Consider the following 25,345-nt stretch of genomic DNA (forward strand, 5'->3'; position numbering starts at 1 on the left):
CGTCACAGCGCCGCCAGCACGCGGATGTGGGCTTCCACGCTGCGCGCCAGCGCGTCGAGGTTGTAGCCGCCTTCGAGCATCGAGACGATACGGCCCTTCGAATGCCGCCTGGCAACATCGTGTATGCGGCCCGTGATCCAGGCGAAGTCGTTCTCGTTGAGGCCCAGCTGGCCCAGGTCGTCCTCGCGGTGCGCATCGAAGCCGGCGCTGACGAAGATCATCTGCGGCTTGAATTCTTCCAGCCGCGGCATCCAGGTCGCCTCGATCATCTCGCGCACGTCCATGCCCCGGGTGTACGCCGGGATCGGCAGGTTGAGCATGTTCGGCGCCGGGTGGCTGGTGCCGCTGTACGGGTAGAACGGATGCTGGAAGAAACCCACCATCAGCACGCGCGGGTCGTTGGAAAGAATGTCCTCGGTGCCGTTGCCGTGGTGCACGTCGAAATCGACGATGGCCACGCGCTCGATGCCGTGCGCCTCGATGGCGTGCCGCGCGGCGATGGCGACATTGTTGAAGAAGCAGAAGCCCATCGCCTGCTCCCGGCAGGCATGGTGGCCGGGCGGGCGCACCGAGCAGAAGGCGTTTTCCAGGTCGCCCGCGATCACGGCGTCGGTCGCGGCGATCGCGGCGCCGGCCGCCCGGCGCGCGGCCAGCAGGGTGAAGCGGGTGAGCGTGGTGTCGGGGTCGACCTGCGCGTGGTCGGGGCCGCCGGCAGGCTCGTCGGCCACCAGGCGCTGGTGCAGCGACTCCAGGTGCTCGACGTGCTCGGTGCTGTGCGCCCGGGTGAGTTGCTCCAGCGTGGCCAGCGGCACCTCGCGGTGCTCCAGCGCGTCGCCCACGCCGGTGAGCAGCAGGCGGTCCTCGATGGCATCGAGCCGGCCGGGGCACTCGGGATGCCCTGCGCCCATGTCGTGCTTCCAGAAGTCCCGGTGTGTGAAGTAGCCTGTCTTGCCCATGTGTCTCTATCGCCACGTCTAGACCTCACGCGGCATGGGGCCGGCAGGTCTTACGGTATCGTTTGCATATGGATACAAATATGGACGTTGCCGCAAAGCTAGCCACTTTGTTAACCCAGCTTAACACGGTGATCGTGGGCAAAGAGGCCCAGGTTCGCGACTGCGTGGCCTGCCTGCTGGCGGGCGGCCACCTGCTGATCGAGGACGTGCCGGGCGTGGGCAAGACCACGCTCGCACACGCGCTCTCGCACACCTTCGGACTGCAGTTCTCGCGGGTGCAGTTCACAGCCGACCTGATGCCGGGCGACCTTTCGGGCGTGGCGATCTACGACCGGGGCCAGCAGGCCTTCACCTTCCACCCTGGGCCGATCTTCGCGCAGGTGCTGCTGGCCGACGAGATCAACCGCGCCAGCCCCAAGACCCAGAGCGCGCTGCTGGAGGCCATGGAAGAGAAGCAGGTCACCATCGAAGGCGAGACCCGCCCCCTGCCCTCTCCCTTCTTCGTCATCGCCACGCAGAACCCGCAGGACCAGCTCGGCACCTTCGCCCTGCCCGAGTCGCAGCTCGACCGCTTCCTGATGCGCATCTCGCTCGGCTACCCCGACCGCGCCGCCGAGCGCCAGCTGCTCGCCGGCATCGACCGCCGCGAGATGCTGGCCACGCTGCCAGCGATGCTGACTGCCGGCGAGCTGACCGCGCTGCAGCAGCGCGTGCAGCAGGTGCACGCGGCCGATCCGCTGCTCAACTACGTGCAGGATCTGATCGCTGCGACCCGCTCGGGCCGATGGTTCCTGCAGGGCCTGTCGCCGCGCGCCGGCATCGCGGTGCTGCGCGCCGCCAAGGCGCAGGCGCTGCTGGCCAACCGCAACTACGTCGCGCCAGACGACGTGCAGGCCGTGCTGCCGCAGACCATCGCGCACCGCCTCACGCCCGTGGGCGACGCCGGACGCGGCGCTGTCGAGCAGGTCCGGGCCATGATCGCCGCGGTGCCCCTACCGTGAACCCTGTGGGCGTCCTGCGCTCGCGCATCGACGGCTGGTTCCTGTCGCGCCGGGCGCCGTCCGACACGCTGGAGCTCACCCAGCGCAACGTCTACATCCTGCCCACGCGGGCCGGCTGGACGCTGGGCGCGACGCTGCTGGTGCTGCTGATCGCCTCGATCAACTACCAGCTCAACCTGGGCTACCTGCTGACCTTCCTGCTCGCCGGCAGCGTGGCCGTGGGCATGCATGTGTGCCACGGCACGCTGCGCGGGCTGGCGATGCACATGGTGCAGCCGGAGCCGCACTACGCGGGCGCGGCAGCCGTGTTCCGGGTGGTGCTGCACAACACCCGGCGCCGCGTGCGCTACGGCATCGGCATGGCAGTGCGCGGCAGCGGGCAATGGGCCTGGACCGACGTGCCGGCCGAAGGCACGTCCACCGTCGAGATCGCCTTCCAGCCCGAGCGGCGCGGACTGCACCCGGTGCCGCCGCTCACGGCCGAAACGCGCTTTCCGCTCGGCACCTTCCGTGTGTGGACGGTCTGGCGGCCGGCCGCGCAGATGCTGGTCTACCCCACGCCCGAGGCGCACCCGCCGCCGCTGCCTCCCGGCGAGCCCCTTTCCGGGCCGGCCGCGCTGACCGCCTGGATGCGCGCCCACAGCGCCGGCGAATACGACGGCGTGCGCGCCTACCGCCGCGGCGATCCGCTCAAGCTCGTGGTCTGGAAGAAGGCCGCGCGTGCGCAGGCGACCGGCTCCGAAGACCTGGTCAGCCGCGATACCCAGCAGGCCCAGCGCGAGGAGCTCTGGCTCGATGCGCAGGCCACCGGCCTCGCCGACACCGAAGGCCGACTCTCGCGCCTGTGCGCCTGGGTGCTGATGGCCGACCGCCTGGGCGTCGACTACGGCCTGCGGGTGGCCGGCCGGGTCGTGAAGCCCTCCCAGGGCGAGGCCCACCGCCGGGCCTGCCTCGAGGCCCTGGCCCTCTGCTGAACGGAAGCGCCGCATGAACAGAGTGATGCGCGAACTCGCCTCGCTGCCGCGCGACGCACGGGACACCCTTTTTCTTCTCTGCGTGATCGGCCTGATCCTGCTGCCGCAGATCGAGAACCTGCCGTGGTGGTGCTCGTCCCTCACCGCGATGGTGCTGCTGTGGCGCGCCTCGCTGGCCGTGCAGGCGCGTCCGCTTCCCGGCCGGTGGTGGCGCCTCGCCCTGCTGGCGCTGATATTGGGCGCCACCTACGCCACCCACCGCACGCTGCTGGGCCGCGACGCGGGCGTCACGCTGATCGTGAGCCTGCTCGCGCTCAAGACACTGGAGCTGCGCGCGCGGCGCGATGCCTTCGTCGTCTTCTTCCTGGGCTTCTTCGCGATGCTCACGAACTTCTTCTACTCGCAGTCGCTGCTGACGGCCTTCACCATGCTGCTGGCGCTGCTGGGCCTGCTGACCGCGCTGGTCAACGCGCACATGCCCGTGGGCCGGCCGCCGCTGATGCAGGCCGCGCGCACCGCCGGATGGATGGCGCTGGCGGGCGCGCCGATCATGCTCGCGCTGTTCCTACTTTTCCCGCGCTTCGCGCCGCTGTGGGGCACGCCCAGCGACGCGATGATGGGGCGCAGCGGCCTGTCGAACACCATACGCGTGGGCACCATCGCCGAACTGGCACTCGACGACCGCATCGCCGCGCGCATCAAGTTCGAGGACGGCCGCGCGCCGCCGCAGAGCCAGTTGTACTTCCGCGGACCGGTGCTGGCGCAGTTCGACGGCCGCGAGTGGACCGCGCTGCCCTCTTGGGCACGCGGCTCGCAGTGGTCGTCCAACCTGCGCGTGAGCGGCGCACCGGTGCGCTACGAAGTGACGCTCGAAGCCAGCAACCGCCCCTGGCTGCTGACGCTCGACGTCGCGCAGCGAGCTCCCGAGGTGCCCGGCTTCGAGGTCAGCGGCACGCCCGACCTGCAGTGGTTCGCCAGCCGCCCCATCAACGACCTCGTGCGCTACAACGCCGAGAGCTACACGCAGTTCCAGAGCGGCCCGCTCAAGCGCGTGGGCGGCCAGTTGCAGGCCTACCTTTCGCTGCCGCCCGGCACCAATCCGCGCACCGCCGCGCTGGCGGCCGAGATGCGCGCCGACCCCGCGCTGGCCCAGGCCGACACGCAGGCCTTCGTGCAGGCCGCGCTGCGCCGCCTGCGCACCGGCGGCTACAGCTACACGCTGGAGCCGGGCGTCTACGGCAACGACACCGCCGACGAGTTCTGGTTCGACCGCAAGGAAGGCTTCTGCGAGCACATCGCCTCGGCCTTCGTGGTGCTGATGCGCAACCTGGGCATCCCCTCGCGCATCGTCACCGGCTACCAGGGCGGCGAGCTCAACAACGTCGACAACTACTGGATCGTGCGCCAGAGCGATGCCCACGCCTGGGCGGAGATATGGCAGGAAGGCACCGGCTGGATGCGCGTGGACCCCACCGGCTCCGTCGCGCCGGGACGCATCGGCCAGTTCCAGCGCCTGACCCCGCAACCCGGCCTGTTCGCGGGCGCCATCGGCTCGATGAGCCCCACGCTCGCGCAGAACCTGCGCGCCGCCTGGGAGGCCGTGAACAACGGCTGGAACCAGTGGGTGCTCAACTACACGCAGAGCCGCCAGCTCAACCTGCTGAAGAACATCGGCTTCGATGCGCCGAGCCTCGAAGACCTGGCCTATGTGCTGCTCTACCTGCTGGTGGCCGCCAGCCTGGCCGGTGCCGGCTGGACGCTGTGGGAGCGCAGCCGGCACGACCCGTGGCTGCGCCTGCTGGGCCAGGCCCGCGCACGCCTGGCCAAGGCCGGACTGAAGCTGCCCGAGACCACGCCGCCGCGGCAGATGGCGCAGGAGGCCGACGCCCGCTTCGGCCCCGCCGCCCGATCCGTGCGCGACTGGCTGCTCAAGCTGGAGGCGCAGCGCTATGCGCCGGCCTCGCCGCAGTCGCTTTCTGCGCTGCGCACCGAGTTCCGCCGGCTCGCCTGGCCCAGCGCCAATCCGGCAAGGGGCTGAAACCACATGTGTCGCTGAAGAAGGCCCGCGCGGGCGGACGGCACAATGGGCCCATGCGATTCCTTCTTCCCAAGCCTTCGCGCACCGCCACGGCGGCCGCAGTCCTCCTGGCCGCCTGCGGCTTCGCATGGTCCACGGGGGCCCTGGCCCAGAAGTCCGTCAACGGCCGCGCCGGGGCCGCCAGCCCCGTGCGCGGCAGCACGCCCTACGCCACGCGCGACGACGCGATGCAGTTCGCCGACGACGTCGCAGAGCGCCGCGGCCTCGACCGCGAATGGGTGCGCGCCACCATCGGCAGCGCGCGCTTCCTGCCCAACGTGCCGCGGCTGATGCTGCCGGGCCCGGTGGGCACGGTGAAGAACTGGCAGACCTACCGCGGCCGCTTCATCGACCCGGTGCGCATCGCCGCCGGCGTGCGCTTCTGGCGCGCCAATGCCGACACGCTGGCGCGCGCCGAGCAGGTGTACGGCGTGCCGCCGGAGATCGTCGTCGGCATCATCGGCGTGGAAACCATCTACGGCCGCAACATGGGCAACTTCCGCGTGATCGACGCGCTGGCCACGCTGTCCTTCGACTTTCCCGATGCCCATCCGCGCGCGGCCGACCGCCGGGCCTTCTTCCGCGGCGAGCTCGAAAGCTTCCTGAGCACCGAGAGCCGCACCGCCGAAGACCCGCTGGTGCCCGTGGGCAGCTACGCCGGCGCCATGGGCATGCCGCAGTTCATGCCCAGCAGCATCGCCAAGTACGCGGTCGACTTCGACGGCGACGGCCGCATCGACCTCGTCAACAACCCGGCCGACGTGATCGGCTCGGTCGCCAGCTACTTCAAGGCCTTCGGCTGGCAGCCGGGCGTGCCCGCCATCTACCCCGTGCACTTCGAAGAGGCACGGCTGCAGAAGGCGCTGCTGCTGGCGCCCGACATCCTGCCGACCTTCAGCGCCGACAGCTTCGTGGCCGCGGGCGCGGTGCCCGAGGGCGACGGCATCAACCACAAGGGCCTGTTCGCGCTGGTCGAGCTGCAGAACGGCCTGGACATGCCGCCGACCTACGTGGCCGGCACGCGCAACTTCTACGTGATCACGCGCTACAACTGGAGCAGCTACTACGCCATGTCGGTGCTCGACCTGGGACAGGAAGTCAAGGCGGCGATGGAGCAGCAGCAACAGGCGGCCCGATGACGCCCGAGGCGCTGCTGGCGAACTGGAACGGCGCGTGGGGCGCACTGGGCGTCGCCTCGCCCGGCAACGCGCTATGCGACCAACTCCAGCGCCGCTACGCCGAGCCGCAGCGCCACTACCACACCATGCAGCACCTGGGCGAATGCCTCGCGTGGTTCGAGCGCGAGAAGGCGCTGGCCGAACACCCCGGCGAAGTCGCGCTGGCGCTGTGGTTCCACGACGCGATCTACGACGTGCATGCACATGACAACGAGGCGCGCAGCGCGGACTGGGCGCGGCAGGCCCTGCTCGAAGCCGGCGCCGCGGCGAATGCGGCCGAACGCGTCCATGCGCTCGTGATGGCGACGCGCCACGACGCCGTGCCCCAGGGCCGCGACGCCGAACTGCTGATAGACATCGACCTGTCGATCCTCGGCGCCGAGCGCGCGCGCTTCGACGAATACGAGCGGCAGGTGCAGGCCGAATACGCCTTCGTTCCCGATGAAGTGCGGCTGCCGCGTCGCCGTGCGATCCTTCAGCGCTTCCTGGACCGCGACGCCATCTACGCCACGCCGCGCATGCACGAACAGCTGGAAGCACGTGCACGCGCCAATCTGCAGCGCTCCATCGCAGGCTGAGGCTTCAGGCCGGCACCAGCCGCCACCACTCCGAGCGCGCCGGCTCTCCGTTGCGCTCCTCTTCCACGATTCCGAACAGCAGCCCGTCGCGCGAGGCGCCCAGCTTCGCAAGCTGCAGCACGCGCTCCGGTTCGCGGCACAGCGCAAAGCTGGCGTCGCCCTGCCAATCGAGGCAGCGGCCGACCTCCGCCAGCATCAACGCCGGCTGGCTCTGCATGAAGGTGAAAGGCATCGGCAACCCGGCATCGAGCTGCGTCAGCCCCGCGTGCGTCGCGCCCCATGCGCCGCGCTGGCTGGAGACGCGGATGCGCGCGCCGGCCGGCAACGCTGCCTCGCCTGCGGCGTCGAGACAGCAGCGCGCGCCATACATCGCCAGCTCGGTCCACAGGCCGACGCGACGCGGCCTGCGGCCGATGCGGCGTGCCAGATCCTCGCGCCAGTCGGCGGGCGGCGGATGCGCCACGAAGTGAGCAACAGTGCGCCACGCAGTCATGGCGCCGTGTCCTTCAGCACCAGCGAGGCATGTCCGCCACCGAAGCCGGCGAAATTCAGCAGGATGTTGCGCAGCCTCTGCGGCAGCTGAGTACTGAGTTCGATGTCGAGCGAGGCATCGATCGGATAGCCGACGATCGGCCACACCCCTCCTTCGATGCAGCCGACCAGCAAGGCCAGTTCCGCCGCCCCCGAGGCGCCCAGCGTATGCCCCAGCGCCGGCTTGAGCGACACCAGCGGCGGCAGCGGTCCGAACACCTGCTTCAGCGCCTCGGCCTCGATGGCGTCGTTGACAGGGCTGCCGGCGGCCTGCACCTTGATGAGATCGATGTCGCCGGGCTGCAATCCGCCCTGCTCCAGCGCGCCGCGGCACATCGCATGCACGGCGCTGGCCTCGGTGCCCGAGGGATTGCGTCCGTCGACCACGTTGACGCCTCCGGCAATCTGCCAGCGCGCCGGACGCGAGCCCAGCCGCAGCGCCGCCACCGCCTCGCCGAGCACCAGTCCGTCGCGCCCTTCGCCGAAGGGCCGGGCGCCAGCGGGCGACAGCAGCTGCATCGCGCCGAAGCCGGCCACCGTGAAGCGGTTGCCCATCTCTGCGCCGATCACCAGCGCTTCATCGGCTTCGCCGGCCCGGATCAGGTCGGCGGCAGCCAGCACCGCATTCAGCGCCGAGGTGCAGGCAGTGGACACGGTGAACACCGGCCCCTGCCAGCCGAGCGAATCGGCCACGACGTCGGCGAAGTCCTGCAGGTCGCCGCCGAGGCGCAGGTCCTGCTTCTCGTGTTCCATGAAGCCGATGTCGAGCGAGGACGACGCCACGAAGAGCGGCGCGGTGCGATCGCCCCAGTCGCCGGTCTGCGCCACCACCTCGCGCACCGTATCGCGCAGGCGCTGCGTCCAGTCGCCCTGCCTCGGAGCCAGCGCATGGACCGGCCAGCGAATGCCGTCAGCCACGGTCACTGGCCTGGTCGGCACTCCGCCGCGCTTGAGCGACGCAAGCGCCGAGCGCATGTCGTCGCCCAGCGCACAGGCCAGCCCCATGCCGGCCAGATGGACACCGCTCATGCCTTGCCCGCTTGCGCGAGATGCGCCGCGAGGTGGGCGATGGAACTCAGGGCCCGGCGCGTTTCCTTGCTGTCGGGCATGCGCACGCCGAAGCGCTGCTGGATCGTCATCGACACCTGCAGGGCGTCGAGCGAATCGAGGTCGAGCCGGGCCTCGGGGCCGAAGAGCGGCTCGTCGTCGCCCAGGCCGCCGGCCGGCTCGCCCTTCTCGACGGCTTCGAGCACCATGGCCTTGAGGCTGGCGATGAATTCGGGGGTGACGGTGATGCTCACGATGCGCGCCTGCGGAAAAGAAAAACGGCCACGACGAACATCAGCGCCGCGAACGCGACCAGCCGGCCGATCTGCGGCAGGGCATCAGCCACGCCGCCGCCGCGCAGCAGCACGGTGAGCAAGGCCTCCAGCCCCCAGTTCATCGGAGAGATCTCGACCAGCCGCTGCATGAAGCCCGGCATGACGAACTTGGGCACCATGATGCCGCCCGCCGCCGCCATCAGCACGTTGACCATCGGCCCGATGGTCGCGGCCTGCGCATGACTGCGCACCAGGCAGGCCAGCGCGAGCGAAAGGCTCACGGCCGCCAGGCTCACCGCCGCCAGCGACAGCAGCAAAGCGCCCCAATGGATGCCCGCGAGCGAGAGCGCGTCGCCGCCGATCAGCGGCATGAACCAGATGCCGGCCGCCAGCATCAGCACCGCCTGCAGCGCGTTCACGCCCAGGTACGGCAGCGCCTTCGACGCCAGCAGCATGCCGCGCGAAACGCCCAGGCTCTGCAGCCGGCCGAGCGCACCCGAACTGCGCTCCTGCACGAACAGGCTGGACAGCGATGCCACCACGAAGAACATGCCGAACACCAACCAGGCCGGCACGTTCTGCTGCACCGAGGTCGGCCGCGGCCCGGCGGTGGAGAAACGCTCGGCATGCACCATCGCCTGGATGGATGCATCCGGCGCCGGGCCGGCCGTGCCGGGCACCGCCAGCGCAAGGCGCGCCTTGAGCTCGCCCGATGCGCCGATGAGCTCGGCGCGCAATGCGTTGAACAGGTTGGCATCGATGCCCGGCTCGGTCAGCAGCCGGATGCGCGCCTCGGTCGAGAGCGCGGCCGACTCCAGCTCTTCGGAAAGGCCGGGCTCCATCACGATCACGTACTTCAGCGAGCCGTTGCGCAGCCGCGCCTGCCAGTCGGCGCCCAGCGGCTGTGGCGCGCCATGGCCGCGCTGCCAGAGCTGCCTGAGCCACTGCGCGGGCGTCGCGGTGTCGTGCATGTCGATCGCATAGCTCAGCTCGGCCAGCGGCGGGCGGTAGATGTCCTTCAGCGTGAGCGACATCAGCACGATGAAGACCATCGGCATCAGGAACAGCGCGGCCAGGCCGTGCATGTCGCGCGTGAGGGCGATCAATTCTTTCTTGATGAGCGCGAGCAGCATGGCTGGGGCCTGTTCAGTCGCGCAGCGAGCGGTGGGTGAGCGCCATGAAGAGCTGTTCCAGATCATGGCGGCCGAACTCGGCGTGGCGCACCGCGACGCCTTCGGCCTCCAGCGCGGCCAGCACCGGCGCCGGGCCGCTGCCGGGGTGCAGGTGGATGCGCCAGTGCACGCCCCCCTGCTCCACCGTGCCGAAGCGCGAGAGCATGCCGGCATCGAGCCCGTCGGCGGCCAGCGTGAGCAGCATCGCGCTCTTCGACAGCAGTTCTTCCAACGAACCTTCGCGCAGCACGTGGCCGCGGTCGAGGATCGCCACGCGGTCGGCGATCGCCTCGATCTCCTCCATGTAGTGCGAAGCGTAGATCACCGCCGCACCCTGCTGCGCAAGGCTCTTGATGGCGTCGAGGATGAAGGCGCGCGACTGCGGATCGACACCCACCGTCGGCTCGTCGAACAGCATCAGCTCGGGCTCGGGCAGCAGCGCAATGGCCAGGTTGAGCCGGCGCTTGAGGCCGCCCGAGAGCCGCTCGGCACGCACGGCGGCGAACTGCTCCAGTTGCGCGAACTGCGTGCAGGCCTCGATGCGCTGCCTCTTGCGCGCCGCCGAAAGGCCGCCGGCCGCGGCGAACACGGCAAGGTTCTCGGCCACGGTCAGCATCGGATAGAAGGCGTGCTCCTGCGGCGCGACCGCGATGCGCGTGGGCGCCTTCGCCCGCACTTCCTTCAGCGGCTGGCCGTCGATGCGGATCTCGCCCGACTGCACCGCCAGCGCGCCCGACAGGTGCGAGATCAGCGTGGTCTTGCCAGCGCCGTTCGGCCCCAAAAGGCCCAGCACGCTGCCGCGCGGCACCGCCAGCGACACCCCGGCCAACGCGGGCGCGTCGGCGTGCGGGTAGCGGTAGGCGAGCTCGCGCAGCTCCAGCATCAGGCGACGGCGGCCTTCAGGTCGCGGAAGAAGCTTTCCTCCTGCTCGGCCTGCTCGCGCAGCTTCGCGGCCAGCGCGAAAGGATCGACAGCCTCGCGCCCCTTCACCATGCGCGCGGCCTTGAGCGCGAAGGCGCGCCAGCCGTCGCCGATGGCGATGAGCCGCTCCGACATCTGCTGCAGCTGCGGCTTGTCGAGCAGCTGCGCCGCCTCCTGCAAGAAGCCCGCGTAGATGAAGCGGAAGCCCGCCCCGCCCGTGCCGATTTCTTCCTGCATGCGCACCAGGTGGCCGATGAAGTCCACGCTTCGCGGATCGGCCGGCGACAGCTTCTGCATGCGCGCGGCCAGCGTGCGCATGCCGCGCACGCCGACGATGGGAATGGGCGCGAGCATGGTGCGCACCGTCTTGCGGATGGCCTTGACCACCGAGGCAGCGTCCACCGCCTTGCGCTCGATGGCCTGCGGGTAGTACATGAGGCCCTTGGGCGCCAGCACGCCCTTGGCGAAGCGGGCGCGCGCGAGATCGCCGCTCGGGCAGCGCACGGGCTCCTCGAATACGGGGTCGCTGATGAGGTAGTCGTCGCCGTCCTTCCCGTACACCAGCAGGTTGTGCGCGTTGAAGTGAAAGCGCATGTTCGGCGGAAAGTACGGCAGCCAGTACACCGAGGTCTGCAGCCCCACCAGCTTGCCCTCGGCCAGCAGCGCGTCGAGCCGCTTCTGGCCGGCCTCGGCGCTGCCGAAGGTCTCGAAGCGGAAGCGCGCGGCCATCGGCGCCAGCAGGCCCTTGATGATGGCCTTGGGCGGCATGCGATAAGAGATGAGCGGCAGGCCCGACAGCTTGATGAAGGGCAGGTACGCGAACGAGAGCGCCGACGAAAGCCCCAGCGCCATGCTCTCGCTCATCGGCGCGCCGTGGTGGCGCATGAGGCTGGAGATGACGCCGCTTTCGCAATGCGCCGCCTGTTGGTGCTTGAAGTCCGTCACGGTAGCTCCCGCAAGATGGAAACGGGCAGGCCCAGCGCCTCGCCATAGCGTGCAAGCTGTGCCGGCGAGAGCGCGGCGAAATGGCGCGGCTGCAGGTGGCGGCGCACGCGCCACTGCCAGAAGCCGCTGGTCTGAGAGAGCAGTGCCACGTCCATGCGGCGCTCGTACATCCAGTATTCGAGCGGCGACGCCAGCCCGGCCTTCACGCGCTCCTTCGCGGCGCGGGCCTGCTCGACCAGCACGTCGACCGCGTGGCTGGTGACGATCTCCTCCGCCTCCCAGCCGCGCGAGGTGGTGGTGACCACGCGGCCCTGCGCATCGCGCGCGTACATCAGCTTCGAGTGGCCGTCGAGGGTCGCGTTGCCCTCCTGCGGTACTGCATCCAGATCCATCTCACTCTCCCGCGTCCGTCAACAGTGGTATTGGTCCAGGAACACCGCGGAACCGGCTTTGCCGGGCCGCTGGTGTTGCCCCCGGCGAGGGGGTGGGCGGCCACACGAAGTGGGCAAGCCTGGGGGAGTACCTCATGCCACCGCCTCCATGTGGATGAAGCCGCTGGAGAAACGGCCGCTCTCGGGCACGAACATCAGCAGCTTCTGGCCGGGCTTGATGCGGCCCGAGCGGAACAGCTCGTCGAGCATGATGTAAGGCGAGGCCGAGCCCGTGTTGCCCTTGGTCGCGAGGTTGCTGAACCAGCGCTCGCGCGGGATCGGGAAGCCCAGCTCTTCGAGGGCCCGGCTCACCGGCTCCACGAAGTACTGCGACGAGAGGTGCGGCAGGAACCAGTCGACGTCCGCCGGCTTCAGTCCGCGCCGCTCGATGACTTCGGCCAGCGGCTCGGCCATCGTGGCCCGCACGATGTTCTCGTTGAGCAGGCGCACGTCCTGCTTCACTGCAAAGGTGGATTCGCTGCGCCACTCGTCGGGCGACTTGCGCGCCCAGCCGTCGAGGCCGCCTTCGGCGTTCTTCTCGGCGCCTGCGTACATGCAGGCCGGCAGTTCGTGCGCGGCCGAGGAAAGGTCGATCCAGTCGATGCGCAGCGACAGCGGCCCGCGCGGCGCGTTCTCCAGCAGCACGGCGCCGGCGCCGTCGGAGAGCATCCAGCGCAGGAAGTCCTTCTCGAAGGCCAGTTCGGGCCGCGCCTCCAGCGCCTCGATCTTGTGCTCGAACTCGGCCTCGAAGCGCGAGCCGCGCATCACGGCCGAGGCCAGCTCGGAGCCGGTGGCCACCGCGCGCCGCGCGTCGCCCGCGCGCACCGAGAGCCACGCGTGCTTCAGCGCGGCGGCGCCGGCCAGGCAGATGCCCGCGCAGGCCACCACTTCGAGCCGCGGCCAGCCGAGCTCGCCGTGCACCATCACCGCGTGGTTGGGCATGAGCTGGTCGGGCAGCGATGTGCCGGTGACGAGACAGTCGACGCGCCCCACGTCGCCCAGCGCGCGGATCGCGCTGGCGGTGAGCTGGGCGTTGGTCATCGCCAGCTCGCCGGTGGCGCGGTCGATGGCGTAGTGGCGCGACTGGATGCCGTTGCTGCGAAGGATCAGCCGCCGCGCGCGGGACGCCTTGCCGCCGATGCGACCGAGGACGTCTTCGATGTCTTCATTGCTGACCGGGGCAAAGGGCAGGAAAGCGGCAGTACGGGTCAGGAAGACATCAGTCGTCATAGAGAGGGGTGCGGTCCGTGGCTGAGCCCGACGGGCACTCGAATTTGGCCGTCATTCTAGTCAGCCACCCCCTGAACAGAGGTCGCAGAAGCGCCTGCAGGCTCAGGCTCACGGGCACCACCGTGATGATCAGTACCAGCAGGAACAGCACGTACAGCAGCAGCAGCGGCTTGCGCTGCCATGCGCCGGGCCCACCGGCGGCCATGATGAGCTTGCCCCAGAGGTAGAAGCTGCGCGTGCCGGCCTTCTCGCTGATGAGCAGCCTGGCATTGGCCTGAACCGCGCCCAGGCCGGCCAGCAGCGGCTGCGAGCCGCGCTCCAGGTTCTTTTGCAGCGCGTCGCGCAGCGCCCGGCCGAAGCGGGCCGTACCCGCGATCTGCCCGCTGCTGAGGCCGGCGTCGGGCATGCCCCAGAAGCCGCGCTTGCGGCCCCAGATGAGCCAGGCCGGCGTGGTGAAGAAGGTGGCGAGCGTGGGGCCGGGGTCGGTGAGCACCACGTTGTCGATGAGCCGCGCGCCCACGTCGTCGAGCATGCCCTTGAGCTTTTCCTGCGCCAGCAGCCACATGTTGCGGCAGGCGATGACCGTGACCACCGGCTTGCCCTTGAGCAGCCGGGCCGCCACCGGATGCTTGAGGAAGGCCGCCACCGGCTGCGAGGGTGCCAGGAACCACACCTGGTACGGGAGCACGACGAGGTCGAAATCCTCGTCGCCCGTCAACGAGAGCGGCGCCAGCGGCTGTGGCTTCATGTGGGCCGACTCGGGGAAGGCGTCGAAGAAGCTCAGGAAGGGCCAGGGAAAGGGGTACGGCTGCCGGGGCCGCAGTACTTCCTCGTGCACCTGTATGGCCGGGTCCGCCTTCAGCGGCGCGACGATCCGGTCGGCGACCTCGTCGAGCTGGCCGGACTGCGAATAGCGCAGGACGAGGACGCGCTTGACGCTCGAAGACGTGTCGGAAGGGCTGGAAAGGCTGGAATTCACTGGCTCGGTCATTTCGGGGGCCGTCGAATGTAAGCGAAGCACCCTGCAAACGCATCTGCCATTGGTCATGGCGTCGCATCAATCAGACGCTCGAAGCGGTCAAATTGCGATCAAACGACGGTCGAGCGGCCGGCAATGCGGAAAAGGGCACAAAAAAAGGGCCGCGCCTCGCGGCACGGCCCTGTCTGCAGCAGAGTGCTGGGGTAGCCCGGCGCTCAGCGCACCTTGCCTTCCTTCCAGGCGGTCAGCAGCTTGTTGTAGTCGATGGTCTCGCCCTTCGGCTTCTCGTTGGCCAGCTTCTTCCACGGGGCGTGGTCGTCGCTCAGGTACTTGGCCGGGTCGCCCTTCGGGTTGAGCTTGGGCGCGCACTTGGCCATGCCTGCGCGTTCCAGACGGGCCATCACGTTGTCCATCTCGTCGGCCAGGTTGTCCATGGCCTTCTGCGGGGTCTTCTCGCCCGTCACGGCCTCGGCCACGTTCTTCCACCACAGCTGGGCCAGCTTGGGGTAGTCGGGCACGTTGGTGCCGGTCGGGGTCCAGGCCACGCGCGCGGGGCTGCGGTAGAACTCGATCAGGCCGCCGTACTTGTTGGCGTTCTGGGTGAAGTAGTCCGAGCGGATGTCGCTGTCGCGGATGAAGGTCAGGCCGGTGATCGACTTCTTCAGCGAGGTGGTCTTGGCGGTGATGAACTGCGCGTAGAGCCATGCGGCGGCCGTCTTGTTGGCGTCATGGCCCTTGAAGAAGGTCCACGAGCCCACGTCCTGGTAGCCGTTCTGCATGCCCTGCTTCCAGTACGGGCCGTTCGGGCCGGGGGCCATGCGCCACTTGGGCGAGCCGTCCTCGTTCACCACGGGCAGGCCCTTCTTGGTCATGTCGGCGGTGAAGGCCGTGTACCAGAAGATCTGCTGGGCGATCTGGCCCTGCGCGGGCACCGGGCCGGCTTCGCCGAAGGTCATGCCCATGGCTTCCTTGGGCGCGTACTTCTTCATCCAGTCGATGTACTTGGTCAGCGCGTACACGGCGGCCGGCGAGTTGGTGGCGCCGCCACGGGCCACGGAGGCGCCGGTGGGCGTGCACTTGTCGGCGGCCACGCGGATGCCCCACTCGTCGATCGGCATGCCGTTGGGGATGCCCTTGTCGGCCGCGCCGGCCATCGACAGCCAGGCGTCGGTGAAGCGCCAGCCCAGCGACGGGTCCTTCTTGCCGTAGTCCATGTGGCCGTAGATCGGCTTGCCGTCGATGGTCTTCACGTCGGTGCTGAAGAACTCGGCGATGTCCTCGTAGGCGCTCCAGTTCAGCGGCACGCCCAGGTCGTAGCCGTACTTGGCCTTGAACTTGTCCTGCAGGTCCTTGCGCGCGAACAGGTCGGCGCGGAACCAGTACAGGTTGGCGAACTGCTGGTCGGGCAGCTGGTAGAGCTGGCCGTCGGGCGCGGTGGTGAAGCTGGTGCCGATGAAGTCCTTCAGGTCGAGGCCGGGGTTGGTGAACTCCTTGCCAGCGCCGCCCATGTACTCGGTCAGCGACATGATCTTGCCGTAGCGGTAGTGCGTGCCGATCAGGTCGGAGTCGGACACCCAGCCGTCGTAGATCGACTTGCCCGACTGCATCGAGGTCTGCAGCTTCTCGACGACGTCGCCTTCCTGGATCAGGTCGTGCTTGACCTTGATGCCGGTGATTTCCTCGAAGGCCTTGGCCAGCGTCTTCGATTCGTACTCGTGTGTGGTCAGGGTCTCGGAGACGACGGAGATCTCCTTCACGCCCTTGGCCTGCAGCTTCTTGGCTGCCTCGATGAACCACTTCATTTCCTCCATCTGCTTGTCCTTGGACAAGGTCGATGGCTGGAACTCGCTGTCGATCCACTTCTTGGCTTCGGCCTCGCCGGCCGTTGCCGCACCATGCGCGGCGAACATCGCCGCCGCAAGTGCCAATGCCGTGTAGCGCATCTTCATGGAACTGTCTCCTCGGTTGTTGCTTCCCCGGTGTTGTGTCCGATCACGGCTCCGGGGAGGCGGAGAGCCGGAACGCTTTTGGAAGAAGGAAAAAATGCGGTGCCCGCTCAGCCCTTGCGCATGACCAGCGCGAGCAGGCCCATCGACAGCACGAAGCTGATCCACACCGAGGGCTCGGCCTCGAGGCTGAACCATTCCTGGAACTTGCCCGCCAGGCCGACGAAGATCAGGTTGACGTAGGCCGCCGACAGCAGCCCGATGAAGAGCCTGTCGCCGCGCGTGGTGGCCATCGGCAGCCAGCCGCGCCGCAGCGTGGTGGGCGACTTCAATTCCCAGATCGTCATGCCGACCAGCATCAACGCGATGCAGACGAAGAACACGGCCACCGGAGTGGTCCAGACCATCCAATCGAACATTTCCGTGCCTCCTCAAACACGACCCATCGCGAAACCCTTCGCGATGTAGTGACGCACGAACCAGATCACGATGGCACCCGGCACGATGGTGAGCACGCCGGCCGCGGCCAGCGTCGCCCAGTCCATGCCCGACGCGCTCACGGTGCGCGTCATGGTCGCCACGATGGGCTTGGCGTTCACGCTGGTGAGCGTGCGCGCCAGCAGCAGCTCGACCCAGCTGAACATGAAGCAGAAGAACGCCGCCACGCCCACGCCGGCCTTGATGAGCGGCAGGAAGATCGTGAGGAAGAAGCGCGGGAACGAGTAGCCGTCGATGTACGCCGTCTCGTCGATCTCGCGCGGAATGCCGCTCATGAAGCCTTCCAGGATCCACACCGCCAGCGGCACGTTGAACAGCAGGTGCGCGAGCGCCACGCCCAGGTGCGTGTCCATCAGCCCGACCGTGCTGTAGAGCTGGAAGAACGGCAGCAGGAACACCGCGGGCGGCGTCATGCGGTTGGTCAGCAGCCAGAAGAACACGTGCTTGTCGCCCAGGAACGAATAGCGCGAGAAGGCATAGGCCGCCGGCAGCGCCACGGTGAGCGAGATCACCGTGTTGATCGCCACGTAGATCAGGCTGTTGATGTAGCCCGAATACCACGACTCGTCGGTGAAGATGCGCGCGTAGTTCGACCAGGTGAGCTGCTGCGGGAAGAACGAGAAGCTCGAAAGAATCTCCTCGTTCGTCTTGAAGCTCATGTTGATCATCCAGTAGATGGGCAACAGCGCGAACAGGATGTACAGCACCAGGAAGATGCTGCGCTTGTGAAATCTCTTCTCGTTCATTTCTCCACCTCCGCTTCCTGCGTGCCGACCCGCTGCATCCAGTTGTAGAGCACGAAGCAGAACAGCAGGATGATGAGGAAATAGATCAGCGAGAACGCCGCCGCCGGCCCCAGGTCGAACTGGCCCACGGCCTTCTGCGTGAGGTACTGGCTCAGGAATGTGGTGGCGTTGCCCGGCCCGCCGCCCGTCAGCACGAAGGGCTCGGTGTAGATCATGAAGCTGTCCATGAAGCGCAGCAGCACCGCGATCATGAGCACGCCGCGCATCTTGGGCAGCTGGATGTAGCGGAACACCGCGAACTTGCTCGCGCCGTCGATGCGCGCGGCCTGGTAGTAGGCGTCGGGAATGGAGCGCAGGCCCGCATAGCAAAGCAGCGCCACCAGCGGCGTCCAGTGCCACACGTCCATCACCAGCACGGTGAGCCACGCGTCGGCGGCGCTGCCGGTGTAGTTGTAGTCGATGCCCAGCTTCTGCAGCGCGTGGCCCAGCAGGCCGATGTCGGCGCGGCCGTAGATCTGCCAGATGGTGCCCACCACGTTCCACGGGATCAGCAGCGACAGCGCTACCACCACCAGCACGGCGGAAGACTTCCAGCCCTTGGCCGGCATCGACAGCGCCAGGCCGATGCCCAGCGGAATCTCCACCAGCAGCACCGACAGCGAGAAGCCCAGCTGGCGCCACAGCGCCTGGTGCAGCTCGTCGTCGCGCATCACCGCGGCGAACCATTCGGTGCCCACGAACACGCGTCGCTCGGGCGAGATGATGTCCTGCACCGAGTAGTTGACCACCGTCATGAGCGGCACGATGGCCGAGAAGGCCACGCAGACCAGCACCGGCAGCACCAGCCACCAGGCCTTCTGGTTGATCGGCTTGTTGGTGGCGTTCACAGCAATACCTCCGTGCTTCGCACTCCGGTGCGAGCTTGTTTGGGGCGGCCCGGCACTGCGCTCATGCGACCAGCTCCTCATCCTTGTAATAGCAGGTGTGGGTATCGAGCACCCTCACCCACACCGTGTCCCCCACCGCCGGCGAGCGGTCGTCCGAATGCAGGCGCACCTTCAGCAGGCTGCCTCCGGCCTCCACCGTCAGCATCACGTGCGTGCCCACGTCCTGCACCTGCTTCACAACCGCGGGCACGGCGCCGGCAGCGCCCGCGTTCGACAGGCGCAGGTACTCGGGGCGGATGCCGATCTTCAGCGGCCCCTGCGGCAGTTCGCGCGTGGGCACCAGTGGCGTTCCGGCCACTTCGATGCTGCCGTTGCCGCTTTGCGCCGACAGGAAGTTCATGCCCGGCGAGCCGATGAAATGCCCGACGAAGGTGTGGGCCGGCCGCTCGAAGAGCGCGTCGGCGCTGCCGACCTGCACGGCCTTGCCGCGGGTCATGACCACCACCTCCTCCGCGAAGGTGAGCGCCTCGACCTGGTCGTGCGTCACGTAGATCAGCGTGAGCTTCAGCTCGCGGTGGATCTGCTTGAGCTTGCGGCGCAGCTGCCACTTCAGGTGCGGGTCGATCACGGTGAGCGGCTCGTCGAAGAGCACCGCCGACACGTCGCTGCGCACCAGGCCGCGGCCGAGCGAGATCTTCTGCTTGGCGTCAGCCGCAAGGCCCGCTGCGCGCTGGTTGAGCTGGCCGCTCATGTCGAGCATCTCGGCGATCTCGCCGACGCGCTTCCTGATCTGGTCGGCCGGCATCTTGCGGTTGCGCAGCGGGAAAGCAAGGTTCTCGGCCACGGTCATGGTGTCGTAGATCACCGGGAACTGGAACACCTGCGCGATGTTGCGCTCCTGCGGCGTGGCGCGCGTCACGTCGCGGCCGTCGAAGGTCACGGTGCCCTGCGAAGGCACCAGCAGGCCCGAGATGATGTTGAGCATGGTCGTCTTGCCGCAGCCCGAGGGGCCGAGCAAGGCGTAGGCGCCACCGTCGCGGAAGCTCATCTTCAGCGGGAGCAGCGCGTAGTCGCTGTCCTGCGTGGGGTTGGGGCGGTAGGCGTGGGCCAGGTCGAGGTCGATGCGTGCCATGGCTAGTCTCCCTTGCGCCACGCGGGCGCCAGCGCCAGCTTTTCACTGGCATCGAACACATAGGCTTGCGACGCGCTGAAGTACAGCGTGAGCGAGGCCCCCAGCTCGAAGCGGTGCACGCCGGTGAGCTGCGCCACCAGCTCGCCGACGGCCGTCTCCACGTGCACGAAGGTGTCGGAGCCCGAGATCTCGGCCAGCTCCACCTTGCCGGGCAGGGCGATGTCGCCCTCCCCCGCATCGACGTTCAGCGCGCTCGCGCGCAGGCCGACGGTGACGGAGCCCGAAACGCTTTCAGGCAAGGGCAGCGCCAGTGCAGGGCCGCCGGCCAGCTGCACGCGGCCGGCCGCGGCCGTGGCGGACAGCAGGTTCATCGGCGGGTCGCTGAAGGCGCGCGCCACGCGCAGCGACTGCGGCGCATGGAACACCTCGGCCGTGGGGCCGTACTGCAGCAGCTCGCCGGCATCCATCACGGCGGTGTAGCCACCCAGCAGCAGGGCTTCGCCGGGTTCGGTGGTCGCGTAGATCACGGTCGAGTCGCCGGTGGCGAAGAGCTGCGTGAGCTCCTCGCGCAGGCCTTCGCGCAGCTTATAGTCGAGGTTGACCAGCGGCTCGTCGAGCAGCATCAGCGGCGCGTTCTTGGCGAGCGCGCGCGCCAGCGCCACGCGCTGCTGCTGGCCGCCCGAGAGCTCCTGCGGATAGCGGTCGAGGAACATGCCGATGTGCAGCTTGTCGGCCAGCGCCTTCACCCGCGCGTCGATGTTCGATTCGCCGCGCAGCTTGAGCGGCGAGGCGATGTTGTCCGCCACCTTGAGCGACGGGTAGTTGATGAACTGCTGGTAGACCATCGCGACGTTGCGCTCGCGCACCGGCATGCCGGTCACGTCCTTGCCGTCGACCAGCACCTTGCCGGTGGTGGGCGTGTCCAGCCCCGCCATCAGCCTCATCAGGCTGGTCTTGCCGGCCTGCGTGGCGCCCAGGAGCACGGTGACCGCGCCGCTCTTGGGCGCGATGCTCTGCTCGTAGAGCCATGTCTGCGCTCCCACCTTCTTGGTGACGCGCTCGAGTGTCAATTGCATTGGCGCTCTTCCTCTTCTCTTCCCTTGTGTCCGGCCTAGTTGCTGCCGGCGCGGGCTTGTTGCGGCTGTTGCCGCAGCCAGCGCGCGACCTGTTCGCGCTGCTCGGGCGTGTAGTGCAGCCCCAGCTTGGAGCGGCGCCAGAGCACGTCTTCGGCACTCACAGCCCATTCGTTGTCCTGCAGGAAGCGCAGCTCGCGCTCGTGCAGGCCGGGTGCGACTTCGCAGCCCAGGTCGGCCATGGCCTTGGCATCGCCCAGCAGATCGGCGATGCGCGCGCCGTAGGCACGCGCGAGGCGGCGGGCCAGGTGGCTGCCGAGCCACGGATGACGGGCCTGCACGGCTTCGACGAAGCGCTCGAAGTCGTCATCGGGCCGCCTGGCGGCGCCGATCCAGGACGACAGATCGCCGCCCGCGAGGAAGGCGCCGTCGGTCCAGGCCGGGCGCTGCTGGGCGGACTGGCCCAGCATCCGGCCGACCTCGTCGGCGGCGTCCTCGGCCAGCTTGCGGAAGGTGGTGATCTTGCCGCCCCACACCGACAGCAGCGGCGCGGCCGTGGTGTTCGACTCCAGCATGTAGTCGCGCGTGACGGCCGATGGGTCGCCCGAGTCGTCGTCCAGCAGCGGGCGCACGCCCGAGTAGGTCCACACCACGTCCGAAGGCACGATGGGCTTCTCGAAGTAGCGGCTGGCCTGGGTGCAGAGGTACTCGACCTCCTCCTGCGCGATGCGCGCCGCACCGGGGTCGTCGCCGCTGAGCTCGATGTCGGTGGTGCCGATCAGCGTGAACTCGTCCTGGTAGGGAATGGCGAAGATGATCCGCTTGTCGGGGTTCTGGAAGATGTAGGCGTGGTCGTGCTCGAAGAGGCGCGGCACCACGATGTGGCTGCCCTTCACCAGGCGCAGGCTCTTGGTGGCGAGCGCCTCGCCCTTGGCCGACTGGGCCACGCCGCGCAGGAAGGATTCGGCCCACGGCCCCGCGGCGTTGACCACCGCCCGGGCACGCAGCGTGCGCTTGGCTCCGTCGGTGCCCAGCAGGGTGGCGGTCCAGCCGCCGGCGTCGCGCTGGGCATTCACGCAGCGGGTGCGGGTCAGGATCTCGGCGCCACGCGCCTTGGCGTCGAGGGCGTTGAGCACCACGAGGCGCGCATCGTCGACCCAGCCGTCGGAATAGATGAAGCCGCGCTTGTACTGCGCCTTCAGCGGCTTGCCGGCCGCGTGCGCGCGGAGGTCGACGCTGCGCGAACCCGGCAGCACCTCGCGGCGGGCGAGGTGGTCGTACATGAACAGGCCGATGCGGATCATCCACGCCGGTCGCATCGACGGGTCGTGCGGCATCACGAAGCGCAGCGGCCACATGATGTGCGGCGCGCTCTTGAGCAGCACCTCCCGCTCCTGCAGCGCCTTGCGCACGAGGGAGAACTCGTAGTACTCGAGGTAGCGCAGGCCGCCGTGGATCAGCTTGGTGGAGGAAGACGAGGTGTGCGAGGCGAGATCGTCCTTTTCGCACAGCACCACGCGCCAGCCGCGGCCCGCGAGGTCGCGCGCGATGCCGCAGCCGTTGATGCCGCCGCCGACGATCAGCACGTCGCAGTCGGTGGCCGGCGTGGGCGAAGCGGAAGGAATAGCGCTCACAGAAGATGGGTCCGTTGAAGCGTGACTTTCGTCACTGACGGCGGCCATTGTATTTTCGAGTTTTTTCATTTGGATTCCTTTTGGCGCGATTTTCCTCCGAGTTTTCCCTTAGTTGGATTCGTTTTTGTTCGCTTTAAAGTGACGCGCCGGGTACTCTTGGCCTCAGTCTTCCCGCATTCCACGACGCCTCCGTGAACTCCAATCCCCGTCAGATCAACCTCCTGGACACCGTGCGCGCGCGCGGTTCCGTCACCGTCGAGCAACTGGCCGACATGCTCGGCGTGACCCTGCAGACCGTGCGGCGCGACGTGCAGCGGCTGGCCGACGAGGGGCTTCTCACCCGGTTCCACGGCGGCGTGCGCGTGCCCAGTTCGACCACGGAGAACATCGGTTACCAGCAGCGCGAAACGCTGCACGCCGAAGGCAAGGCGCGCATCGCCCGCCGCGTGGCGCAGCTGGTGCCCAACGACTGTTCGCTGATCCTGAACATCGGCACCACCACCGAGGCCATCGCCAAGGCGCTGCTGCGCCACACGGGCCTGCGCGTGATCACCAACAACCTGAACGTGGCCACCATCCTCAGCGGCAACACCTCGTGCGAAGTGATCGTGGCGGGCGGCTCGGTGCGCCCGCGCGACCGCGCCATCGTGGGCGAAGCCACCATCGACTTCATCCGCCAGTTCAAGGTCGACATCGCGCTCATCGGCGTGTCGAGCATCGAGGCCGACGGCTCGCTGCGCGACTTCGACCTGCGAGAGGTGAAGGTGGCACAGACCATCATCGCGCAGGCGCGCGAGGTATGGCTGGCCGCCGACGCGAGCAAGTTCAACCGACCCGCGATGATCCAGCTGGGCACGCTCTCGCAGATCGACCGCCTCTTCACCGACGCCGAGCCGCCCGCGCCCTTCAGCGACCTGCTGAACGCCGCCCAGGTGCGCCTGGAGATCGCGCGCGAGAGCTGAAGATGAACAGAAGGAACAAGAACGAATGACGACCACCTACCTGCTCGCCCTGGACCAGGGCACTTCCAGCTCGCGCAGCATCGTTTTCGACCGCGAGGGCCACATCGTCGCCATCGCCCAGAAGGAGCTGACGCAGATCTACCCGCAGCCGGGCTGGGTCGAGCACGACCCGATGGAAATCTGGCGCAGCCAGCTCGCCACCGCGCGCGAAGTTCTCGTCAAGGCCAAGCTCAAGCCCACCGACATCCACGCCATCGGCATCACCAACCAGCGCGAGACCACCGTGCTGTGGAACCGCGCCACGGGCCAGCCGGTGCACCACGCCATCGTCTGGCAGGACCGCCGCGCCGAACCGCTGTGCGCGCAGCTGCGCGACGAAGGCATGACCGACACCATCCGCGAGAAGACAGGCCTGGTGATCGACGCGTATTTCTCCGGCACCAAGCTGCGCTGGCTGCTCGACAACGTGCCCGGCGCGCGCGAGCAGGCCGCGCGCGGGGAACTCGCCTTCGGCACCGTCGACAGCTGGCTCATGTGGCAGCTCACCGGCGGCAAGGTGCACGTGACCGACGTGAGCAACGCCTCGCGCACCATGCTCTTCAATGTGCACCGCAACGAATGGGACGCCGACCTGCTGAAGGCGCTCGACATTCCCGCCTCGCTGATGCCCAAGGTGCAGCCCTCCAGCTCGCACTTCGCGGACACCGACGCCGCGCTGCTGGGCCACACGCTGCCCATCGGCGGCGTGGCCGGCGACCAGCAGAGCGCCCTCTTCGGCCAGGCCTGCTTCGAGGCCGGCATGGCCAAGAACACCTATGGCACCGGCTGCTTCCTGCTGATGCACACGGGCGGCGAGTTCCAGCCCTCGCACAACGGTCTGCTGGTGACCAGCGCCGCGCAGACCGATGCGAAGCCGCAGTACGCCATGGAAGGCAGCGTGTTCGTCGGCGGCGCCGTTGTGCAGTGGCTGCGCGACGGTCTCAAGGCCATCAAGGGCAGCGCCGAGGTGCAGTCCCTCGCCGAGAGCGTGCCCGACGCGGGCGGCGTGATGATGGTGCCGGCCTTCACCGGCCTCGGCGCCCCCTACTGGGACGCCGACGCGCGCGGCACGATCACCGGCCTCACGCGCGGGACCACGGTGGCACACATTGCGCGCGCCGCGCTGGAGAGCATCGCCTACCAGAGCGCCGCGTTGCTGCAGGCCATGAGCCGCGATGCAGTGGCCGCCGGCGGCAAGCCCGTGGCCGAGCTGCGCGTGGATGGCGGCGCCAGCGTGAACGACCTGCTGATGCAGTTCCAGGCCGACCTGCTGGGCATTCCGGTGGTGCGGCCCGAAGTCATCGAGACCACCGCGCTGGGCGCCGCCTTCCTGGCGGGGCTTTCGACCGGCGTCTACACCGACGCGCGGCAGCTGTCGAAGCTGTGGAAGATCGAGCGGCGCTTCATGCCGACCATGGGCCGCGCCCAGGCCGAGGAATCGATGGCGCGCTGGGAGCGCGCCGTGCGGCAGGCCACGGCGACCTGATCCGCTGCCTGCGGCCTACCAGCCCCAGACGAGGCGCCGCTGCACCCAGCCGGTGGCGCCGCCTTCGTGCCGCACCTTGAGCCAGTCGCCGCGCCGCTCGATGGTGCGCAGCACGTCGCCATAGCCCGCCCTCTTCACCACCGGGCTGCGCACGCCGGGCGCGCGGCGCAGGTTGGCCGATTGGGCCTTCACCACATGGTGCGGCGTCTTGTTGGTCATCGGGCGGAAGACCCAGGCCTTGTCACCCTCGAAGTCGCTCACCCTGAGCCAGTCACCCTTCCTGCCGATCACGCGGAACGGATAGCCCCTGGTCACCGTCCAGTGCGACTCGTAGCGCTGGCCAGGGCCGGTGCGCATGTTCAGCGTCTTGACGGCAGCGCTGACCATCTGGGTCTGCGCGGCGGTCGCGGAAGGCAGTGCCACCCACGAAAGAGCGAAAGCAAGCAGGAGCGCGGGGAGCCGGCTGAATCTGAGCATGGAGCGGAGGTTCCTTTCTGTATGCAGAACAGTGAAAAGCCCGTCTGGGCACCAGAGGCCCGATAAGTTCCGCGGGGATATCCCTGAGTGCACCTTCCGGCCAAAGGGCCTCGCCGGCATCGGGGCACTGGAGGCTGCCGCGCAAGCCCAGGGGCAGAATGCGCCCGCCC

General features: G+C 68.6%; 25 protein-coding genes. 7 read left to right on the forward strand and 18 right to left on the reverse strand.

All coding sequences use genetic code 11. The features are described 5' to 3' along the window. Positions 1-2: 2 nt before the first annotated feature. Entirely contained in the window at positions 3-956 is a 954-nt protein-coding gene (locus ABL843_RS19745) for a histone deacetylase family protein (RefSeq protein WP_418116991.1), read from the reverse strand. An 80-nt stretch (positions 957-1,036) separates the two neighbouring features. Between ABL843_RS19745 and ABL843_RS19750 the strand changes: the two genes are divergently transcribed. Genes ABL843_RS19750 through ABL843_RS19770 form a run of 5 tightly spaced genes read left to right on the forward strand, consistent with a single transcriptional unit; the run spans position 1,037 to position 6,764 of the window. Next, positions 1,037-1,957, forward strand: a complete 921-nt coding sequence (locus ABL843_RS19750; RefSeq protein WP_019656061.1) for an AAA family ATPase — start codon at positions 1,037-1,039, stop codon at positions 1,955-1,957. Further along, the gene (locus ABL843_RS19755; RefSeq protein WP_418116992.1) at positions 1,954-2,931 is read left to right on the forward strand and encodes a DUF58 domain-containing protein; all 978 of its coding nucleotides are present in this window, start codon (positions 1,954-1,956) and stop codon (positions 2,929-2,931) included. Before ABL843_RS19750 ends, ABL843_RS19755 begins: the two co-directional genes overlap by 4 nt. Before the next feature lie 13 nt (positions 2,932-2,944). After that, entirely contained in the window at positions 2,945-4,969 is a 2,025-nt protein-coding gene (locus ABL843_RS19760; RefSeq protein WP_418116993.1) for a transglutaminaseTgpA domain-containing protein, read from the forward strand. Between the two features lie 53 nt (positions 4,970-5,022). Next, a complete protein-coding gene (gene mltB / locus ABL843_RS19765) occupies positions 5,023-6,147 on the forward strand; it encodes a lytic murein transglycosylase B (RefSeq protein WP_418116994.1) in 1,125 nt (374 codons plus the stop codon). Then, on the forward strand, positions 6,144-6,764 hold the full coding sequence (locus ABL843_RS19770) for an N-methyl-D-aspartate receptor NMDAR2C subunit (protein ID WP_418116995.1): 621 nt from the start codon (positions 6,144-6,146) through the stop codon (positions 6,762-6,764). Before mltB ends, ABL843_RS19770 begins: the two co-directional genes overlap by 4 nt. 4 nt (positions 6,765-6,768) lie before the next feature. Here ABL843_RS19770 and ABL843_RS19775 read toward each other — a convergent pair whose 3' ends face one another. From ABL843_RS19775 to glpD, 16 genes are all read right to left on the reverse strand, one after another. Next, positions 6,769-7,257, reverse strand: coding sequence for a hypothetical protein (locus ABL843_RS19775; RefSeq protein WP_418116996.1), 489 nt, complete (start codon positions 7,255-7,257; stop codon positions 6,769-6,771). Then, a complete protein-coding gene (locus ABL843_RS19780) occupies positions 7,254-8,324 on the reverse strand; it encodes a beta-ketoacyl synthase N-terminal-like domain-containing protein (protein ID WP_418116997.1) in 1,071 nt (356 codons plus the stop codon). The genes ABL843_RS19775 and ABL843_RS19780 overlap by 4 nt, the downstream gene beginning before the upstream one ends. Continuing rightward, positions 8,321-8,596, reverse strand: coding sequence for an acyl carrier protein (locus ABL843_RS19785; protein WP_240650604.1), 276 nt, complete (start codon positions 8,594-8,596; stop codon positions 8,321-8,323). The genes ABL843_RS19780 and ABL843_RS19785 overlap by 4 nt, the downstream gene beginning before the upstream one ends. After that, a complete protein-coding gene (locus ABL843_RS19790; protein WP_418116998.1) occupies positions 8,593-9,750 on the reverse strand; it encodes an ABC transporter permease in 1,158 nt (385 codons plus the stop codon). The genes ABL843_RS19785 and ABL843_RS19790 overlap by 4 nt, the downstream gene beginning before the upstream one ends. Positions 9,751-9,763: 13 nt before the next feature. Then, positions 9,764-10,672 carry an ABC transporter ATP-binding protein gene (locus ABL843_RS19795; RefSeq protein ID WP_418116999.1) on the reverse strand — a complete coding sequence of 303 codons (909 nt, stop codon included), beginning with the start codon at positions 10,670-10,672 and terminating at the stop codon, positions 9,764-9,766. After that, the gene (locus ABL843_RS19800; protein WP_418120493.1) at positions 10,672-11,595 is read right to left on the reverse strand and encodes a BtrH N-terminal domain-containing protein; all 924 of its coding nucleotides are present in this window, start codon (positions 11,593-11,595) and stop codon (positions 10,672-10,674) included. The genes ABL843_RS19795 and ABL843_RS19800 overlap by 1 nt, the downstream gene beginning before the upstream one ends. 56 nt (positions 11,596-11,651) lie before the next feature. Further along, entirely contained in the window at positions 11,652-12,047 is a 396-nt protein-coding gene (locus tag ABL843_RS19805) for a hypothetical protein (protein ID WP_184641254.1), read from the reverse strand. 132 nt (positions 12,048-12,179) lie between these two features. Continuing rightward, positions 12,180-13,316 carry a beta-ketoacyl-ACP synthase III gene (locus ABL843_RS19810; protein ID WP_418117000.1) on the reverse strand — a complete coding sequence of 379 codons (1,137 nt, stop codon included), beginning with the start codon at positions 13,314-13,316 and terminating at the stop codon, positions 12,180-12,182. Further along, the gene (locus tag ABL843_RS19815) at positions 13,306-14,307 is read right to left on the reverse strand and encodes a dialkylrecorsinol condensing enzyme (protein WP_418117001.1); all 1,002 of its coding nucleotides are present in this window, start codon (positions 14,305-14,307) and stop codon (positions 13,306-13,308) included. Before ABL843_RS19815 ends, ABL843_RS19810 begins: the two co-directional genes overlap by 11 nt. A 203-nt stretch (positions 14,308-14,510) precedes the next feature. Continuing rightward, positions 14,511-16,244, reverse strand: a complete 1,734-nt coding sequence (locus ABL843_RS19820; RefSeq protein ID WP_126021795.1) for an ABC transporter substrate-binding protein — start codon at positions 16,242-16,244, stop codon at positions 14,511-14,513. Positions 16,245-16,351: 107 nt separating this feature from the next. Then, positions 16,352-16,660, reverse strand: a complete 309-nt coding sequence (locus ABL843_RS19825) for a DUF2160 domain-containing protein (protein WP_418117003.1) — start codon at positions 16,658-16,660, stop codon at positions 16,352-16,354. 12 nt (positions 16,661-16,672) lie between these two features. After that, positions 16,673-17,485, reverse strand: a complete 813-nt coding sequence (locus ABL843_RS19830; RefSeq protein WP_093203041.1) for a carbohydrate ABC transporter permease — start codon at positions 17,483-17,485, stop codon at positions 16,673-16,675. Beyond that, positions 17,482-18,372 carry a carbohydrate ABC transporter permease gene (locus ABL843_RS19835; protein ID WP_184641258.1) on the reverse strand — a complete coding sequence of 297 codons (891 nt, stop codon included), beginning with the start codon at positions 18,370-18,372 and terminating at the stop codon, positions 17,482-17,484. Before ABL843_RS19835 ends, ABL843_RS19830 begins: the two co-directional genes overlap by 4 nt. 61 nt (positions 18,373-18,433) lie before the next feature. Further along, the gene (locus ABL843_RS19840) at positions 18,434-19,504 is read right to left on the reverse strand and encodes an ABC transporter ATP-binding protein (RefSeq protein WP_418117004.1); all 1,071 of its coding nucleotides are present in this window, start codon (positions 19,502-19,504) and stop codon (positions 18,434-18,436) included. Positions 19,505-19,506: 2 nt separating this feature from the next. Continuing rightward, positions 19,507-20,580, reverse strand: coding sequence for an ABC transporter ATP-binding protein (locus ABL843_RS19845; protein WP_418117005.1), 1,074 nt, complete (start codon positions 20,578-20,580; stop codon positions 19,507-19,509). A gap of 35 nt (positions 20,581-20,615) precedes the next feature. Next, positions 20,616-22,280 (reverse strand): glycerol-3-phosphate dehydrogenase, encoded by a 1,665-nt coding sequence (glpD, locus tag ABL843_RS19850; protein WP_418117006.1) that lies wholly within the window; start codon positions 22,278-22,280, stop codon positions 20,616-20,618. Between the two features lie 122 nt (positions 22,281-22,402). Here glpD and ABL843_RS19855 point away from each other — a divergent pair, with 122 nt between their 5' ends. Next, positions 22,403-23,173 (forward strand): DeoR/GlpR family DNA-binding transcription regulator, encoded by a 771-nt coding sequence (locus tag ABL843_RS19855; protein ID WP_418117007.1) that lies wholly within the window; start codon positions 22,403-22,405, stop codon positions 23,171-23,173. Between the two features lie 25 nt (positions 23,174-23,198). Continuing rightward, positions 23,199-24,698, forward strand: a complete 1,500-nt coding sequence (gene glpK, locus ABL843_RS19860; protein WP_418117008.1) for a glycerol kinase GlpK — start codon at positions 23,199-23,201, stop codon at positions 24,696-24,698. 15 nt (positions 24,699-24,713) lie between these two features. On the opposite strand, the gene ABL843_RS19865 is transcribed toward glpK, so the two are convergent. Next, positions 24,714-25,175 (reverse strand): SH3 domain-containing protein, encoded by a 462-nt coding sequence (locus tag ABL843_RS19865; RefSeq protein ID WP_184641263.1) that lies wholly within the window; start codon positions 25,173-25,175, stop codon positions 24,714-24,716. Positions 25,176-25,345 lie beyond the last annotated feature (170 nt).

It is taken from the genome of Variovorax sp. 350MFTsu5.1 (assembly GCF_048302515.1).
Lineage (GTDB): Bacteria > Pseudomonadota > Gammaproteobacteria > Burkholderiales > Burkholderiaceae_C > Variovorax > Variovorax guangxiensis.